This is a genomic window from Pedobacter sp. (genome assembly GCF_965227205.1).
Lineage (GTDB): Bacteria > Bacteroidota > Bacteroidia > Sphingobacteriales > Sphingobacteriaceae > Pedobacter.
Genome location: NZ_OZ245727.1, coordinates 2,195,281 through 2,213,350, shown reverse-complemented (window position 1 = coordinate 2,213,350; position 18,070 = coordinate 2,195,281). Strand labels below are relative to the sequence as shown.

Below are 18,070 nucleotides of genomic sequence, written 5' to 3'. Positions count from 1 at the left end.
AATTGATTTTATAATACTGACTTTTTTTATTCGCTGTCTTCGTTTTTAATACCTTTTAATAATGCATAAACAGCCATCGAATGGCCATGGCCTAAATCGTATTCTTCTTTTAACCAGCTTACAATTTCTCCGGCTTTAACTGTAGGTTTTAATAGTCCATTTGCAGTAAAGCCTTTTTCATTTGCTTTAGTTCTCAGCTCTGCTGGTGTTAATCCGGTTTTTTCTTTTATCGTTCTTAAATATCCTTGGAATGACATATCTGATGATTTTTTATTTACTCTAAACTAAAGCATCAATGTTAAACAATGGTTATTTATTTGCGACAAATTAAAGGTGCAAATGCGACAATTATTGCAAAAAAAAAGGATTGGCGAATAGCCAATCCTTCAATTATTTTAAGTAAAGATTAAAGTTGTTTAATTTTAATGTTTCTCCATTGGCTCGAACCTGGATGCTCTTGCAATGCAATTTTGCCTTTTGCAACCTTTGCAAAATTTGCGAAAGCTTTGTCTTTAAATTTGCTGTTTTCTACCAACTTATTCCATTCGTCGCTTCCAATCTGACCATCAAAAGTTTTTGTTCCGTTTAAATAGAATGTTAAATGGCCTTTATTTTGAATTAAGCGAACTTTATTCCACTCTCCAACAGGTTTTGGTTTAGAAACTGAAGCATCGCCAGACATATCATACAAACAGCCTGCTAAATGATTTTCTTTTTTATTATCATCTGCATCAATGTTATCTAAAACCTGCATTTCAGGACCGGTTAAATATGTAGCTCTAAATTTTGGGTCTTCTTGTATGTCGAAAATAATTCCACTGTTACCACCTTTTGAAATTTTCCATTCAAGGTTTAACTCGTAATTTTCGTAAACTTCATTTGTTACAATATCACCACCACCGTTTCTAGGTTTTGACGGGTCGAACACAATTGCACCATTTTGTACGGTCCATTTTGAGCCAACTGTGTCTCTTAAATAAGTGTGCCATCCATTTAATGATTTTCCATCAAATAGTAATTTCCAACCCTTTTTTATTTCTTTTTTAGTAAGTGTGTTTGCTTCTTGTGCGAAAGCTGTTGCGCAAAACATTGCGAAAGCTGCAAGAAGAACTAGCGATTTTTTCATTGGTTTTCTTTTTTATTTCGAAAATAATAAATACTTGGCTAGTTTATATTATTCTTAAGAATATGCGTTGAAACTGTTACAAATCGATTTAGTAAAAATCATTCGATTATATATTGTTCGATTTATATGATTTCAGAATCTTAAAGGTATGGTTGAATTTTTCGTCGTTCAGGTTAACGAAATCGGGCATGGTGAGTTTATTTATTGCCAGATAATTTAATAAATCCTTGATTGCCTGAGATACACTCTCCGAATCATTAATATGCTTTAATGCATCAATTTTAATCAATTGAAAAGAAATTTCAAAAATTTGAAGGTTGTGCTGAGTAGCAAGTTGCATTCCATTATCAACCTCTGTAATTACATTTTTGTAATTGCCTGTATAGTTTGAAAAATTTGCTTTTGCCAAAATATACGAGGCCAAAATGTAAGGTGTGTGATAGCTATTAGGGCTAGCAATTAACTTTCCAAGTAAGTTAAGAACTCTTTGTGTGGTTTTTAATTTATTTAATTTTAAACTTGTTTGCGTTATTGCAACTAGTAAAAATGATGAAAATACTGATGAGCGTAAATAAAAAATCTTTGGATACTTTTTGATGATTGCTTCACATAAGCTGGAGCATTCCTTGAAACTTTTATCGCTAAATAAAACAATTATTGCCAATCTGTAAGCTATCATTTCGTAACTGCTCAGCATGCTATTTGGTAATGGCTTACTCTTGCTAATGTTGTGGCATAGCGCATCAATTTTTTCGAGTAAAGTTTTGCTGTTATTTGGCTTGCCAACCAATATATTATTGAAAAACGAAATTAAATCGTACGGATTTATAGGGAAAAGCTCAAGCAGTTCTTTATTATACCTTTTTAAGGTCTGCATATTTTCTGCAAGTCCGTGTTTATCCATGTCGACTATGGAAATGCTGCAGCTAATTACATTTAATATAATCTGTATATTTTCATCAAAAACCCTCTCAGATAGTTGTTTTACTGCAGCTTTATAATGTTTACTCATTATTCTGCCACTAACCATTATATCTATAAACTCGATATCGATGGTTTGCGCATTAAATTTCGAATCCGTTTTACCAAGTTCAAATAAAGCAACATCGCAAATAAAATTAAAAGCTTTATTCTTTTCTTCATTAGTAAACGGAAGTGTGAAAATATTTTTAAGAGCCTGTATTTCGTTTCTGTTTATACAAAATCTTATACTCCAATTCAGCAAGTGCGCTCTTAAAACCTGGTCTTCAGAATAATTTATAAGTATCTCTTCAAAGAAATACTTATCAGGTTTAAAATGAAATTTTTCTGTTAACTGAAGAAATAAGAAATAAGTGTAAATGTCATCATTCAAAAATTTAACTATTTCTGTTGGAATTGATGTTGTTAATCTCTTCTCTTCAATTAATATACCGCCATATAAAAGTTCCTGATAAGCCTCGGGGTATGAATTAACATAATTAAGAATGTTTTCTTTTGCAACCCGTTGGCAAACTGCACCTTTAGAAATTTCACGACTAATTTCTTTTAAAATAAATATTTTCTCAGTACTGTTCTTGGATAAGAAAATTTTGTTTTCCAGAAAATAATTAATCAATTCCAGACAAAGTAGTTGATTACTTAGCTCGAGTGTCTTTACTTCTTGCTTAAGTTTATAATAAATCTGTAACCAGAAAGGTGTTTTAAACTGCGATAATAAACCTGGATGCAAATCGCTTTCCAGAATTGGCTTTCCCTCAATTTTACTTAAAGTAAATAAAATTTCTTCTTTATTAAGTGAAGGTACATTAGTGTTCTTATCCTCATCAAAAAATAAGCCTTTATACCATGCACTTGTTAAAAATGCTGAACCCGTAACAGCTGGCTGTAAATTAACCCAATTGTTAACTCTTAAGCCCATTACAATTTTAATAAAACTATTATGTTGAATACCGTGTAAAAGTTCGATGAATGTTTTGAAGTATTCGTTAATAGACAAATACTGGTCTATGCCATCTACAATAATTACAATATGGCCTTTACAGTTTTTAGGATGTTTTACAAAATAGGAGATCAACTCGCTAAGTCCAGGAAATTTAAACTCCTTTAAAAACCATTCTTTAAATGTTAGTCCATTCTGGATTATATCGCTAATTGTACCTGAGTTTATAAGTAAAACGATATCCGATTTGTATGGTGCATTATCATTATAAAAAAAAATGCTCAACCAAATGTGCTAGTAAAATAGATTTTCCTTGACCCGGTTGTGCACTTATCGTTGTAAATTGATAATCGTTTTTTAAGAAATAATCAAAATCGCTATAAAGAAAATTACGTTTTGAGGTTGCATCAAAGGGAACACCAGAACTATTCTTTTTTGCAATTAGTGATGTGTCAGTTATAGCTTGAGCTCTTATTTTTAAGTTCTGCCAAACGTCATCAACATCAGTGGTTTCGTTTTCTTTTTCTTTACAAAAAGATTCCCAATCTGAAAATCCGATGTATTGAGATAAACTATTAAGTGTGAATAAAGAAAATTTATGCAAAGTTTGGGCAAAGCCAAAAAAACGCTTAACTGTAGTTTCGCTGACGTAATTTTTGGTTTCCTTAAAAATTAGCTCAGAAATAGTCTTACAATGAGCCGGATCGATATTTCTGAGTCCAGATTTTATAAGAACGAACCTCCTAAGCTGAGAGAGCAATTCGTTTGTATTCATTAAATAGAGGATGATAATGCTAATGTCATCAAAATTATGCAATAGCCGAAATGATTTCTGGTAACAAATATCCTATGAACAAAATGAACGGAGGAAAATACCTGATTAATGAATAATAATGGATAAAACTTAATGATAGCAACTACCGTAGATTTGAAAAGTAGAATAAGAAACACTCCATAGAGGGATGTAAATTCTCATTCTCCTACCAAAAATCAAACCCTAATAACGCTGATATGATGAAAAACTCTACCTCCTTTTCCCGCTTTGGGAAATTCATTGTCATTCAATTTTTTCTAATCGCCGTATCTATAACGATTATAAGTTTTAAATCTTATGGTCAAACCAAAATTTATGCTAATTCTGTCAGTGCTGTATCGGCCAATGGACAGTCTAGCTTACTGGGGTGTGGACCTGCAGGGCTTTCCGGATGTTTCTTAACGCCAACTGTCGATAATCCGAATAATGCAATAACGGCAGATGAAACAACATTTGCAACAGTTAAATCTTCTGGCGGTTTAGCGGTAGGCATTGGAGCATATACAGGAGAAATAGAACTAAAATTTCCAAGTACCCTTGCAGCCGGTACTACTTCTTACATTAGAATTGATGCAGATCCAACGCTTTTAAATCAGTTGCTGGCTGGGAATTTGGGTAATTTACTAAGTAGCGTTGTAGGAGGAGTTGCTTTGGGTAATCATTCAATTGATGTTGGAGCAAGAAATGCAAGCGGTGCAACTGTTTTATCAGGGGCGAGCGTCAATGGTTTTACAAGTTCTAACCTTCGTTTGGTAAGGGATGCTAACGGATATTTTTATGTTGCACTTAGGCCAACTCAAGATTATGATAGAGTTTACGTTAGGGATGTTACCAGTGCTCTTTTGTTAGGAACTTTAAATAACACTAAAGTTTACTATGCATTTTATACTTCCGGTGTTGATGCTTGCGCACAAACATTTGCTACTGGTTTTGAAGGAAATGGTTTAACGCTTGATGTTTTGGGTTTGGGTAAAGCTGGAGTAACTAATCCAAGTTTTGCAATTGATGCAAACCAAACAAATTATTCTGAACTGAGTTTAGGTGCTTTGGGTGTTGCAGGTTCTATCAGTCAGAATTTTTATTTCAATACGCTTTCTAATACAGGCGATGAAATTAATTTAAGAATTGGGGCTTCTGGGAATCTGGTAAATGCAGGAGTTTTGAACAGACTTACTGTAACAGCCTATAATGGTAATTCACAGGTTTTTAATCAGTCTGCATCAAATTTATTAAGTGTCGATTTGCTGAACGCTTTAGGTAGCGGTCAACCTGTAACCATTCCATTTTCGCCAGGAGTAGCTTTTGATAGGGTACAGGTTACATTATCTTCTTTGTTAAATGTTAACTTAACTCAAACCATTTTAATTTATGGATTAACCAGATCTGCCGCCCGACCAACATTTGTACCGCCAAGTTCTAATGTTGTTAATGCTTGTTTTAATTCAACCGCCACCTTATCCGCAACAACACTTAATACAAACGACTTACGTTGGTATGAGGTTGCTGAAGGTGGAACTGTTTTAGCTACAACTGCTTTTAATGGCACATACACAACTCCGGATTTAACTGCAAATAAAATATATTATGTTGCCGCCCGGCGACTTGGTTGTACTGAAGAATCTGTTCGTGTACCAATATCTATAACTGTAAATCCAGCTATTGTTTTTAATACAACAGCTTTGGCAAATTCTACAGCAGGTTTTCAGTATAGTAAACAAATTGATGTAGCCACTGGCGGAACACCAACTTTTTCTTACGCTTTAGCCAGTGGAAGTTCTTTACCTGCAGGTTTATCATTATCTGCAAATGGTACAATTTCCGGCGTTCCAACTACTGCAAATAATTATAGTTTTTCAATTGTAGCAACTGATAGTCAGGGCTGTTCGGCAGCTGTTTCATATAATTTGATTGTTACAGCTGCGTTGATTTTAACACCTGGAACGCTTCCTGATGGAATAACAGGAACATTATATCCACCACAAACTATTCCGGCAGCCACAGGTGGAACGCAACCATATGTTTATTCGGCAATAAATCTTCCTCCGGGATTAACTTTTGATCCGAACACTAGAGAAATTACAGGTACACCAACAGCAGTTGGTACTTATACAATTCCTGTTACTGTTACAGATGCAAACGGAAATTCGGTTACATCAGGATATGTAATCAAAGTTATTAATCCGTTGGTTTTGCCAGCTGCAACTTTAGCCAACGGTGTAACCGGAAGAACATATACTCCACAAGTAATTCCTTCAGCTACAGGAGGTGTTGGTCCTTACTCTTATTCTGCAACGGATCTTCCTCCGGGTTTAACATTTAATCCGGCTACCAGAGAAATTATTGGTACACCTACTACAAGCGGAACATTTACGATTCCGGTTACAGTAACCGATTCTGAAGGCAGAACGAGTACAACGAATTACAGCATAACGGTAACAAACCCGCTCGTTTTACCATCGGCAGCATTAGCAAATGGAACTGTAGGTGCAACTTACCCAACGCAGGTATTACCTTCGGCAACTGGAGGAGTTGGAGCTTACACTTATGTTGCTACAGGCTTGCCTCCAGGTTTAACATTTAATCCGGCTACGAGAGAAATAACTGGTACTCCAACTCAGGCTGGAAATTATTCAGTTTCGGTTACTGTAACAGATACGCAAGGAAATACAGCTAATAATTTATATCCATTGAGTGTGATTGGAGTGTTAACATTGCCTACAGCTTCATTACCTAATGGAACTGTTGGTGTTGGTTATCCAACTCAAACTTTGCCAGCCGTAACTGGAGGAACTGCACCATATACTTATGTTGCTTCTAATTTGCCTCCGGGATTAATTTTTAACACAGCAACAAGAGAAATTACTGGTACACCTACGCTTGGAGGAACATTTGCTATATCCTTAACTGCAACCGATGCTACAGGTAATGTTGTGAATACAGATTACAGTCTTGTTGTTAATGTAAGTCAACCGATTGTAGTCAGTGTTTCGGTTTGTGCCGGAAGTGCAGCAACTTTAAATGTTAGCAATCTTCAGGCTGGTGTAACTTATAATTGGTACGCTTCTACAGGAAACACACCTCTAGTAACTAATAATAATGGTGTATTTACAACACCGGCATTAACCTCAAATACTACTTTTTATGTTGAGGCGGTTTCAGGAACTGCAATAAGCTCCAGAACTGCTGTTAATGTAACAATTAATCCAGCTGCAAATCCTGCTATAGTAACAACTAATAATCAGGTTGTTAATTCAGGACAAACAACAACATTAAGTGCTACAGCTGATGCTGGAAATACAATACGTTGGTTTGCTACACCAACAGGTGGAACAGAATTGGCAACAGGTTCTAATTTTACAACACCTGCCTTAACAACAACCACAACTTTTTATGTTGAAACTGTTAATGCAAGTGGCTGCTCAAGTAATGGTCGTGTACCTGTAACAGTTACAGTAATTACAGGTGCAGGAAATGCGGTTTGTAATGCTGCCGGAACTCAAAATTCGGGTATAACTGGTATTTGTGTTTTGTGCGGAATTAGCGGCGCAGGAAATTCAACTGATGCAAATCCTAATAACTTCACAAGAATTACGTTGGCGGTTGGAGCATTATCTACTGGGTTTCAACAATTAATATTTAATTCAGCAGGTACAGCTACAGACAGTGTACGCTTAGATTTAGGCTTACCTACAGGTTTGCTGGATTTATCTTTACTTGGAAATATTACGGTTAACGTAATGAACGGGAGCACAGTTGTAAGTAGTTATCCGTTAAATTCTTCATTATTAAGATTGTCACTTCTAGGAGGAAGTCGCTTTCAAGCTGTTTTACCAGCAGCCGGTCCATTCGATCGTGTTGAAGTTCGTGTTGGTGGTTTAATTTCGGCTGTTACGAGTTTAGACATTTATGAAGCTACGATTGTTTATCCATCGCCAACCATAACAAGTGGAAGCCAAACTATATGTGCAGGAACTCCTGTTGCATTATCGGCAACGGCAATTGGTGGAACAACTTTGCGTTGGTACGATGCCCCAACAGGTGGAAATCTTGTAGCATCTGGTGAAACTTTTACAACTCCATCGCTTACAGCAACTACTACATACTATATCGAAGTTAGCCGTGGTACATGTCCGAATACAACGAGGATTCCGGTTGTTGTGACCGTAATTCCTGCAATATCAACTCCGGTTTTGGCCCCGATAGCCAATGCTTGTGCCGGCTCATCTGCAACGCTTTCTGTAAGCAATCCAGATCCTACATTAACATATAACTGGTACACAGCCCTAACAGGCGGAGCACCAGTATTTACAGGTAGTGTTTTTACAACACCAATTTTAAATGCAAATACAACTTATTATTTAGAAGCAGCGAATGGAAGCTGTGCGAGTAGCAGTAGAGTTGCCGCGGCAATTACGGTAAATCCAGCTGCCGCAATTCCTGTTGTTACTGCTTCTTCTTTATCAGTACCAGCAGGTCAAACCGCAACATTGTCTGCATCATCAACGGAAGCAAATGTTACTTTTAACTGGTACGATAGTGCGAATAGTACAAGTCCGGTATTTACAGGTGCAACTTTTGTAACGCCTCCAATTACTGCCAATACAAGTTTTTATGTAGAAAGTATATCTGCATCTGGTTGTCCATCGGCAAGCAGAGTTCAGGTAACCATAACTGTTAGCGGACCAGGTACTCCGATTATTGTGCCTTGCGAGGTTGCTACAACACAAAGCAATGGAATTTCTGGTATCACGATCGGTGCGGGTGTAATTAATCCAAATCTTGCAATAGATAACGATGCTCAAACCGCTTCAACATTAATTATGCCTGTAGGAGTTGCGGGCGCATCAGTATATCAAAATTTATCATTTCCGGGAGTTTCTCGAGTTGGAGACACATTAAAAGTCTTAATCTCTTCTCCTGGAAGGATATTATCATTAGGAGTATTAAGCAGCATACAAATTACGACATACTTAAATGGTGTTTCTAATAACGATGCCTTAAGTTTAAATAATCCTATACTAAATGTTCAGCTTTTAAGTGGCAATACACAAGCGTTGGTTACTTTAATTCCAATAGTAACTTTTGATGGGGCAGAGCTAAGATTAAATTCTGGAGTGGCAAATGCATTGTCATCAGTTAATTTAAACTACATGCAACGAGCACTGCTTGCTCCAGAGGTGGTATCGTCAAGCGTTGCAGTTTGTTCTGGTGCTACAGCTACCTTGCAGGTTGCAAATCCGGTTACGGGGTTAGTTTATAGATGGTTTGATTCAAATCAAAATGTTTTAGCCGATGGAAGTTCGTATACTACTCCGGCTTTAACAGCGGGCGCACAATATTTTGTTGCAATTGTTTCCACAACGGGTTGTGTGAGTGCAAAAACTGCTGTAAATGTAACATTATCTGCTCCACCTGCTGCACCAGAATTACTAGCACCAACTGTAAATGCTTGCGTTGGTAGTTCTGTTATTCTTCAAATTAAAAATCCAATACCGGGATTAACCTACAGATGGTATAATTCAGCTAATGTATCTGCAGGTCCTGATGGAACAACATTGACGGTTACAGCTGCCGTTAATACAACTTATACAGTTGAGGCGATAAATAGCTGCGGTGCTTCAGTAACGAGAGCTACAGCAACGTTAAATGTTGGTGTTACGCCCGATGCTCCAATTGTTTCCTCGACATCGGTTACCATAATTTCTGGTAATACCGCAACTTTAACCGCTACATCATCAATTGGCGGAAGTACGATTAGATGGTATAGTGATGTTGCTTTAACAACCTTAGTATCATCGAATGCAGTATTTACAACACCAGTTTTAACTTCAAGCACTAATTATTACGTTAGAAATGAAACCACATTATGTGGAAATTCAGCGGCGATAACAGTAGCAGTTAATGTAATTCCTGCAACTCCAGGTACTACAGAATGTGGAACTGCTACGGTAGCATTAGCAAATGGTTTTAATGGAATTGGTGCTGTAGCAGGCGTATTTAACTCTGGAGCTGCTGTTGATACCGATGTAAATTCAGCCTCAACTTTATTCATTGCCGCGGGTACTGCAAATGCGTATGTATATCAAAGAGTTGGATTTACTGGTGGTTTATCAAATATTGGAGATACGCTACGTGTGAAGATATCTTCTCCTGCAAACTTATTGAGTGCAGCAGTATTACCAAGTATTACATTAACAACTTATAATAATCTAACCAGCAATGCTGATGAAATTACACTAAGTAATCAATTTGTACAGTTAGATTTAGCTTCAAACGGTAGCGAAGCAATTTTAAGTTTTGTTCCAACAAAACAATTTAGTGGGGCAGAAATCAGGTTGTACTCTGGTCTTATTGGTGCATTAACTTCGGTAAATCTAAATTATGCTCAACGCTTAATTACATCTCCAGAAATTAGTTCTGCCACTGCTACGGCTTGTTTAGGTTCATCAGCTTTGCTTAGTGTAAATAATCCAAAACCAAATACTACGTATAGATGGTATCAGGATAATGTATTCAAAAATACGGGTACTACTTATTTAACTGATGCAACACTACCAATTGGTAACCACAATTTCTTTGTAACTGCTACAGGTAATAATGGTTGCGAAAGTCCGAGAGTTCGTGTTGTAGTTACCATTACAGCTCCGCCTGCAAATCCGGTTATTGCATCAGCTAATCCGGCAAATGTTTGCGTAAATAATTCAACAACTATTAATGTGCAAGCTGTTGCGGGAGTTATATATAATTGGTACGATGCAGCCATTGGAGGTAATCTTTTGGCAAGCAACAGCATTAGTTTTACAACTTCCGCCAGTTTAACACCAGGAAGCTATACTTATTATGTAGAAGCAGCTTCAATTTCAGGTTGTGCAAATGCAACAAGAACTTCTGTAGTAGTTACTGTAAATCAAAATGCATCAGCAAGCGATATTATAATTTCTGGTAATACTTCACTTTGTAATGCTGGAATAACTACATTAAGCGCAAGTAGTACAACTGTAACAAATCCTGTATTTACCTGGTATAGCGATGCCGCTCTTACAAATCAGGTTTCAGTTGGCAGTACATTCGCAACACCTCAAATTACGGGTGCAACAACATATTATGTTACTGTAAGTGGTACAAACCGTTGCGCAAATACAGTAGGAAATGCCGTGGTTGTAAACATTAACATCAATCCATCTTCAGCGGCGGCTGATATAAATGTGGCAGGTAATACCGCGATTTGTTCAGGTTCTGGAGCAGCACTTACTGCTTCGGCTCCATCTGTTACCAATGCTATATTTACCTGGTATAATGATGCTGCATTAACAAGCGTTGCATTTACAGGCTCAACATTCAATACACCTTCACTATCTACAGAAACCACTTATTATGTTACGGTAAAAGGTTCAAATAAGTGCGAGAATGAGCCTGGTGATGCAAGGGCGATTACCGTAAGAGTAAATAGAATTTCAACGGCTGCAGATATAAATATTACCGGCTCAAATAGCATATGCAAAAATGTTGCAGCATCGTTATCAGCTTCATCAACTACTATAACAAATCCAGTATTTACCTGGTATAGTGATGCAGCTTTAACAAGTGTAGCATTTGTTGGAGCATCTTTTAGCACAGCACCATTAACTACTACAACAACTTATTATGTTACTGTAAAAGGAGATAACAGTTGCGAGAATGTTTCTGGCAGTGCTGCCGTGGTCACTATAACTGTTAAAGATTATGCTACATCAGCAGATATTACACTGAATAATGCAAATATCTGCTCTGGAAATTCAACGACATTGATGGCATCAAGTTTAACGGTTTTACAACCAGTGTTTACTTGGTATAGTGATGCATCTTTAACCGTTCCGGTATTTACCGGGCCAACCTATAGTGCTACAAATGTTACTTCTACAACAACGTTATACGTAACAGTAAAAGGTAGTAACAAATGCGAAAATGCAGCTGCGGATGCTAAAGCGGTAACAATTACTGTAAATCCATTGGCTACAACAACTGATATTGTAGTCGCAGGAAGTACAGCCGCTTGTTCTGGTTCTGCTGTAACGCTTACGGCCAATAGTACAACGGTAACAAATCCGGTGTTCACCTGGTACAGCGATGCGGCTTTAACAAATATTTCATTTGTTGGAGCATCGTTTACAACACCTGTTTTAAATGCAAACACAACGTATTATGTAACTGTAAAAGGCGATAATAAATGCGAAAATGCGGTTGGTAATGCAAGAGTTGTTACAGTAACGGTAAGCCCGGTTCCATCAAGTCCTGTAATATCTAGCACAGGAACAACGATTTGTTCTGGTGATGCAACAACTTTAACTGTTCAAAGTCCTCAAGCTGGAATAACTTACGAATGGTACAATAGTACAACAGGTGGTAATCTATTATTTAGCGGCACATCATTTACAACTCCAATTCTTACAGCAAATGCTACTTATTATGTTCAGGCTGTTGGAGCTGCAGGTTGCGCAAATTCTACCGGACGCACAATGGTTACCGTAACCGTTAATGCTCGCCCTGGCACAACTTCGGTAGCATCATCAGCAGTAAGTGTATGTTCAGGTAGCTCTGCTGTTTTAAGCGTAACAAATATTCAGGCAGGTTATACTTATAATTGGTATAGCGTTCCGACAGGAGGAAATGTTGTTGGCTCAGGTAGCAGTTTCAATACTGGTGCAGTTAATGCTAATACAATTTTCTATGTAGAATCTGTTTCTGGAAATTGTGTATCTACAACAAGAACACAAGTAAATGTCACAGTACTTCCTGTTCCTTTAGCACCGGCACAGGTAAATGCAGCAAGTAATATAATATGCGCAGGAAGCAGTGCAACATTGAGTGTGGTAAATCCAGATCCAACCTTAACTTATAGTTGGTTTACAGTGAGTTCTGGAGGTAATTCAATTGGTCAAGGAACTACTTTTACAACACCAGCCATTACAAGCACAACCATATTTTATGTAGAAAGCATTAATGCTTCAGGCTGTACGAGTACTGTTCGCACACCGATAACCATAACGGTTCTTCCAGTATTGGCAGCACCAACAATTAGAGTTGAAACAACAACTTCCAATAGTATAACCTTTGCATGGAATGCCGTTACCGGAGCAAGTGGTTACGAAATCTCGCTAAATAATGGTTTAACATGGCAACAGCCATCAGAAGGGGCAAATACAACAAGGCACTTAGTCATCGGTTTAAAACCAGACCAAAGTGTTACTATAGTTGTAAGAGCAACAGGTCAAATTGCTTGTCAAACCAGTGCCAATTCAAATGCGTTAACGGCCAAGGCTGCAAATCCATTAGGAAACGAAATCTATATTCCAAATGCATTTACACCTAATAATGATGGTAAGAACGATATATTCTTAGTCTACGGAATAACAATAGCATCTGTAAAAATGAATATCTACACTCAATGGGGTCAGTTAATTTATCAGGTTGATTCTACAACAACTGGGTGGGACGGAACTTACAGAGGTGTAGCTCAACCAAGCGGAGTTTATGTTTACATGATTGAGGTGATTTCTTCGGATGGAACCAAGATGATGAAAAAAGGAACAGTAACATTAATTAGATAGCTAAATAATTATCACAGATAAAATAAGATACCATGAAAATATTATCGTCAGTTAAATTATATATTATTGTTATTGCTTTAAGTTTTTTATCATCAGCAATAAAAGCTCAAACAGATCCACATTTTTCGCAATATTACGCTTATCCATTGTGGCTAAACCCTGCACTTACGGGTGTAATCGATGGCGACTATCGTGCTTCAGTTAATTTTAAGCAACAATGGGGTGCGCTTTCAAACTCATTTTTAACTGGTGGGGCATCATTTGATGTTGCACCAACTAAAAACTTCGCCTTTGGCGCAACCATTTTAAATCAAAGAGCAGGAGAGTTGGATTTTAACTATCTAACTGCTCTGGTATCGGGTTCATACCGATTACGCTTTGGTATAGAGGGTTTGCAAATGATAAGTTTCGGTTTGCAAGCAGGTTTTGTAAACCGAAGTTTCGACTTATCACAGGCTCGTTTTGGTAATCAGTTTAATCCGGTAGGAGGTTACGATGGCGGTATGATGAGTGGCGAAACGTTTTCATCTACTTCTTCATTTGTTCCTGACGTAAATGCAGGCGTAATGTATTTCGATGGAAACCCTAATCAAAATGTAAATGTATTTGCGGGTTTTAGTGCGGCTCACCTTAACCGACCTGTAGAACGTTTTTCTGGCAATAGCTTACGTACGCCAATTCGTTTTACAGCACATGGTGGAGCCAGAATAAGAGCTTCCGAGATTTTTGATGTAGTACCAAATGCTTTGGTTATGTACCAAGGCAATACTCGAGAAATATCATTGGGTGGTTATGGTCAGTTAATGCTAAATAATCAATCGAACATACTTTTTGGTGGAAATTACCGCATAAAAGATGCTGCAATCGCTTTTGTTGGGTTGCAATTTAAAAATATGGTTTTTGGATTAAGCTACGATATCAATACATCGTCTTTCCAGCGGGCATCCAACAGCAATGGTGGTTTAGAGTTATCTATTTCTTTAATCGGAAGAAATGGAATTATTGGTCCAAACTTTTTTTGTCCTCGTTTATAAAAGAAACATATGAAAAAATTAATCATCCTGATAGCTGTTCTCTCTAGTCACATCACAACAAATGCACAGTATGTTGTTAATTATAAGAAAGTTGCAGATGCTTATTTTCAAAATAAGGATTATTACGCAGCATCAACATTTTATAAAAAAGCATTAAAAATAAATTCCGATAGTTCGCAAGTTGTACTTCCTTACACTAACGAGAATAAACAGAATGTAAAAGATAATGTAATTGAGGATTATGAAGGTTCTATATTTAATTTGGCAGAATCGAGCAGATTATATCGTAATTTTTTAGAGGCAGAAAAGTATTATGCTGTCGCAAGTACATTCGGAAAACCAAAATATAAAAATGCGCTGTTCTATTATGCTGAAAGTTTGAGAGCCAATAAAAAATTTCCACAGGCAATTACAGCATTCGAACAGTTTGTCGTAAAAAATAAAAGCGATGATTTAGTGAAAGCTGCAAATCTGGAAATACTGTCGTGCAAATTTGCGATAAAAGAAATGCGTTATCCTCGCTTGTTACAGATTAATAAAGTGCCTGAAAAAATAAATGGTTTGGGTTCAAATTATGCTGCGGTGAAAAACAATGATAATTTCTACTACACATCATCAAGGCCTGTTGCCGTTGCTGGCAAAGCAGAGGTTCTTAAAGCCGTAAAGGGCGAAACCGTTGTAACTACAAAAGCTAACCCTTTTATCAATAGCATTTATTTTGCAAAGGATGCTTTAAATTCGACTGAGGTTTCGGTTAAAATACTTGATTTAAATTTGCCTAAGGATATGGAAACAGCAGCGATAAGCTTTAATCCAGAAGGTAATGTAGCCTATTTTACGGCATGGAAAGACAAGGAAAAATATGCCATTTATCAATCTAAAAAAGATGGAGATAAATGGTCAAATCCAGTTCCATTAGGCTTGCAAATTAACGATAAGGAATTTAATTCGGCACAGCCTTTTGTTACAGGTGATGGAAAATTTTTGATTTTTTCATCAGACAGAAGTGGAGGTTTTGGTAAGTATGATTTATGGTATGCATCAATCAGAACAGATGGTTCGTTAGGGCAACCTGTTAATTTAGGTTCGGAAATTAATACTGAAGCTGATGAAAAAGCACCATATTATAATTCGCTAACACATAAATTACTTTTTAGTACCGATGGGAGAGTGGGCTTCGGTGGTTTAGATTTTTTTGAATCGGAAGGTGATTTTATTAACTGGACCACTCCGGTTAATATGGGTTATCCGTTTAATTCATCAAAAGATGATGTATACTTTACTGCAACAAATGCTGATGCGAGTAAAGGGTACATAAGTTCAGATAGAGAATCGGCCTGCTGTTTAGAAATTTTTGAAGTTAAACGAGAATACATTTCTATTAGCGGTATTATAAGTGATTGCAAAACTAAAAAACCATTAAATGGTGTTTCCGTTAAGATGATTGATCAGGACATTCAAAAAAGCATTGTAACTGATGTTAATGGTAAATACGAATTTAAAATTGATAGCAGAAGACCTGTTAAATTAAATATATCGAAGGATAATTACTTCGCTCTTAATAAAAATTATAGCTACGAAGAAGTAGCAAAAGCAGATACATTAATGCATGTAGATTATTGTATTAATTCATTCAAAATCAATGTTCCAATAGTTTTGGAAAACATTTACTACGAATTTAATAGTGCAGAACTTACTCCATCATCGCAAAAAACACTTGATGCTTTAGTGGCAATTATGGAAGATAATCCAGAAATGGAAATCGAATTAGGTGCACATACAGATGATATCGGAACTGATGTTTACAACCAGGATTTATCTGAAAGAAGGGCGAAATCTTGTTTAAATTATCTTGCAAGCAAAAATATTGCACAGAGTCGAATGTCATCAAAAGGATATGGAGAGAGCATGCCAATTGCTCCTAATAAGTTTAAAAATGGTAAAGACAATCCCGAAGGAAGAGCAAAAAATAGAAGAACCGAATTTAAGGTTATTAAAAAATAGTAATTAAAATATTGTTGGTTGGTTTAAGGCAGGGTTTTTAACCCTGCTTTTTTATTTTAAAATTATTCAATAAAGTTGTTAAATGTATTTTAAATTATACGAATTAATTATACAAAAATTCATATTATTGCGAGATAAATAATTTTTATTATACACACATTTATCCTTAATGCTTAGAAAAGGTAAAATAACATCAATTAACAATGATGGTTCAGGAATAATTACTGACGAAAACGAACAAGAAATCCCATTTACACTAGGCGATTCTTTCTTTTACAATATAAAAGATGCCGATGTGAAATTCGATATAAAATTAACTGATTTAGGTTTAGTAGCGGTTGATGTTCAGTTGGCTACAGAAGAAGAATAGAATAAAATTATACGTTTTCTTTTTGGAAAAGAGCAGGTATTGTTTTCAAAATAAGTTTAATATCGTTTGTAAAACTCTGCTGTTGAGCGTAAGTGTTATCAAGCATTAAACGCTCATCTTCACTCATTTCGCCCTTGCCACGTTTTTCTACCTGCCATAAACCGGTAATTCCTGCGGGAGCAGCAAAACGAAGTACGTATTTATCTGTAGTTAACTTTTCTGCTTCGTAAAGTGGCAATGGTCTGTTTCCAACAATACTCATATCGCCAATTATTACATTCCAAAGCTGCGGAAGTTCATCAATACTTGTGTTTCTAATAAAATTACCAACTTTGGTAATTCTAGGGTCGTTTTTAATTTTGAAAAATGCTGAGCCCGAATTTGCTAGTTTTGAATATTTAAAGTCTTTCTCGCACCATTGTATGTTATCTGCATAAAGCGGATACTGACATTTGCCTTCTGCAGCACATTGATTACATAAACTTTCGCGAATGGTTGTGTCTTCTTCAACTTTACTTGCCGAATCGATATTGTATTGATTTAGGTGTTTTAAATCTTTAATGCGTTGGTCTGCATTAACAAACATCGAGCGGAATTTGTAAAATTTAAACACTTTAAAACCCGTACCTGCCCTAAGAGAATAATAAAAAACTGGGCCTTTAGATTCTAATTTAATTAAGATGTAAATAATTAAAAATAATGGAGAAAGGAAGAAAAGAGCCATGCTCGCAAAAAACACATCAAATACGCGTTTTGCAAAACCTATATTTTTTATTGGTGGAACTTCCGATTTTATGCTGTCTTTTAGTTCGCTCCAATTATCAATTAAAAAATTAATCCGTTTCTCAATTCTATTAACTTTTAGCGGAATTCTGAATACATCAGAAATGCCAGCAGACAATGCTAGCTTTCTTAAGTTAGGATTGAAATAATTTACGATAAGAAAAAATGGTACAACGGGTAAATCCCTTTTCTTTAATGTTTCAACAAGTGCTAATCCGGCGGGAGCCATAATTTCACTATAAGAAATAATTGCAGTAATATTTAAGTTTTGGTCGTTCCAAGCCGATACCATTTTCATTCCATTATCGAAATGAATAAGTTCCTTATCTCCGAAATTGCAATTTGCAAACATTTCTGCAAAAGCATCTTCAAAGCCAACTAAGGCAATTATTGGTTTACCAGGCGGAGCGTAAATTCCTTCACTCATATTA

Annotated in this window: 9 protein-coding genes; 4 read left to right on the top strand and 5 right to left on the bottom strand. The window is 36.3% G+C overall.

The features are described from left to right. Positions 1-26: 26 nt before the first annotated feature. The 4 genes from ACO05K_RS09325 to ACO05K_RS09310 all read right to left on the bottom strand — a co-directional run bounded on the left by ACO05K_RS09325 (position 27) and on the right by ACO05K_RS09310 (position 3,822). Positions 27-257, bottom strand: a complete 231-nt coding sequence (locus ACO05K_RS09325) for a DUF4287 domain-containing protein (RefSeq protein WP_421944171.1) — start codon at positions 255-257, stop codon at positions 27-29. 149 nt (positions 258-406) lie between these two features. Next, positions 407-1,126: a 3-keto-disaccharide hydrolase gene (locus ACO05K_RS09320; protein WP_421944170.1), complete on the bottom strand. Its 720-nt coding sequence runs from the start codon at positions 1,124-1,126 to the stop codon at positions 407-409. 106 nt (positions 1,127-1,232) lie between these two features. Then, positions 1,233-3,332, bottom strand: coding sequence for a hypothetical protein (locus ACO05K_RS09315; RefSeq protein WP_421944169.1), 2,100 nt, complete (start codon positions 3,330-3,332; stop codon positions 1,233-1,235). Continuing rightward, positions 3,313-3,822, bottom strand: a complete 510-nt coding sequence (locus tag ACO05K_RS09310; protein ID WP_421944168.1) for a hypothetical protein — start codon at positions 3,820-3,822, stop codon at positions 3,313-3,315. The genes ACO05K_RS09315 and ACO05K_RS09310 overlap by 20 nt, the downstream gene beginning before the upstream one ends. 236 nt (positions 3,823-4,058) lie before the next feature. On the opposite strand from ACO05K_RS09310, the gene ACO05K_RS09305 reads away from it, so the two are divergent. The 4 genes from ACO05K_RS09305 (at position 4,059) to ACO05K_RS09290 (ending at position 16,856) form a co-directional block, all read left to right on the top strand. Continuing rightward, positions 4,059-13,448 (top strand): putative Ig domain-containing protein, encoded by a 9,390-nt coding sequence (locus ACO05K_RS09305; RefSeq protein ID WP_421944167.1) that lies wholly within the window; start codon positions 4,059-4,061, stop codon positions 13,446-13,448. Positions 13,449-13,480: 32 nt separating this feature from the next. Next, positions 13,481-14,482 (top strand): PorP/SprF family type IX secretion system membrane protein, encoded by a 1,002-nt coding sequence (locus tag ACO05K_RS09300; RefSeq protein WP_421944166.1) that lies wholly within the window; start codon positions 13,481-13,483, stop codon positions 14,480-14,482. A gap of 9 nt (positions 14,483-14,491) precedes the next feature. Beyond that, the gene (locus tag ACO05K_RS09295; RefSeq protein ID WP_421944165.1) at positions 14,492-16,486 is read left to right on the top strand and encodes an OmpA family protein; all 1,995 of its coding nucleotides are present in this window, start codon (positions 14,492-14,494) and stop codon (positions 16,484-16,486) included. Positions 16,487-16,655: 169 nt separating this feature from the next. Continuing rightward, positions 16,656-16,856, top strand: coding sequence for a hypothetical protein (locus ACO05K_RS09290; protein ID WP_421944164.1), 201 nt, complete (start codon positions 16,656-16,658; stop codon positions 16,854-16,856). Between the two features lie 7 nt (positions 16,857-16,863). On the opposite strand, the gene ACO05K_RS09285 is transcribed toward ACO05K_RS09290, so the two are convergent. Then, positions 16,864-18,066: a sugar transferase gene (locus ACO05K_RS09285; protein WP_421944163.1), complete on the bottom strand. Its 1,203-nt coding sequence runs from the start codon at positions 18,064-18,066 to the stop codon at positions 16,864-16,866. Positions 18,067-18,070 lie beyond the last annotated feature (4 nt).

Coding starts and splice junctions, on each gene's coding strand:
- ACO05K_RS09325 (WP_421944171.1), bottom strand. CDS start 257: ATGTCATTCCAAGGATATTTAAGAACGATAAAAGAAAAAACCGGATTA.
- ACO05K_RS09320 (WP_421944170.1), bottom strand. CDS start 1,126: ATGAAAAAATCGCTAGTTCTTCTTGCAGCTTTCGCAATGTTTTGCGCA.
- ACO05K_RS09310 (WP_421944168.1), bottom strand. CDS start 3,822: ATGAATACAAACGAATTGCTCTCTCAGCTTAGGAGGTTCGTTCTTATA.
- ACO05K_RS09305 (WP_421944167.1), top strand. CDS start 4,059: ATGATGAAAAACTCTACCTCCTTTTCCCGCTTTGGGAAATTCATTGTC.
- ACO05K_RS09300 (WP_421944166.1), top strand. CDS start 13,481: ATGAAAATATTATCGTCAGTTAAATTATATATTATTGTTATTGCTTTA.
- ACO05K_RS09295 (WP_421944165.1), top strand. CDS start 14,492: ATGAAAAAATTAATCATCCTGATAGCTGTTCTCTCTAGTCACATCACA.
- ACO05K_RS09290 (WP_421944164.1), top strand. CDS start 16,656: ATGCTTAGAAAAGGTAAAATAACATCAATTAACAATGATGGTTCAGGA.
- ACO05K_RS09285 (WP_421944163.1), bottom strand. CDS start 18,066: ATGAGTGAAGGAATTTACGCTCCGCCTGGTAAACCAATAATTGCCTTA.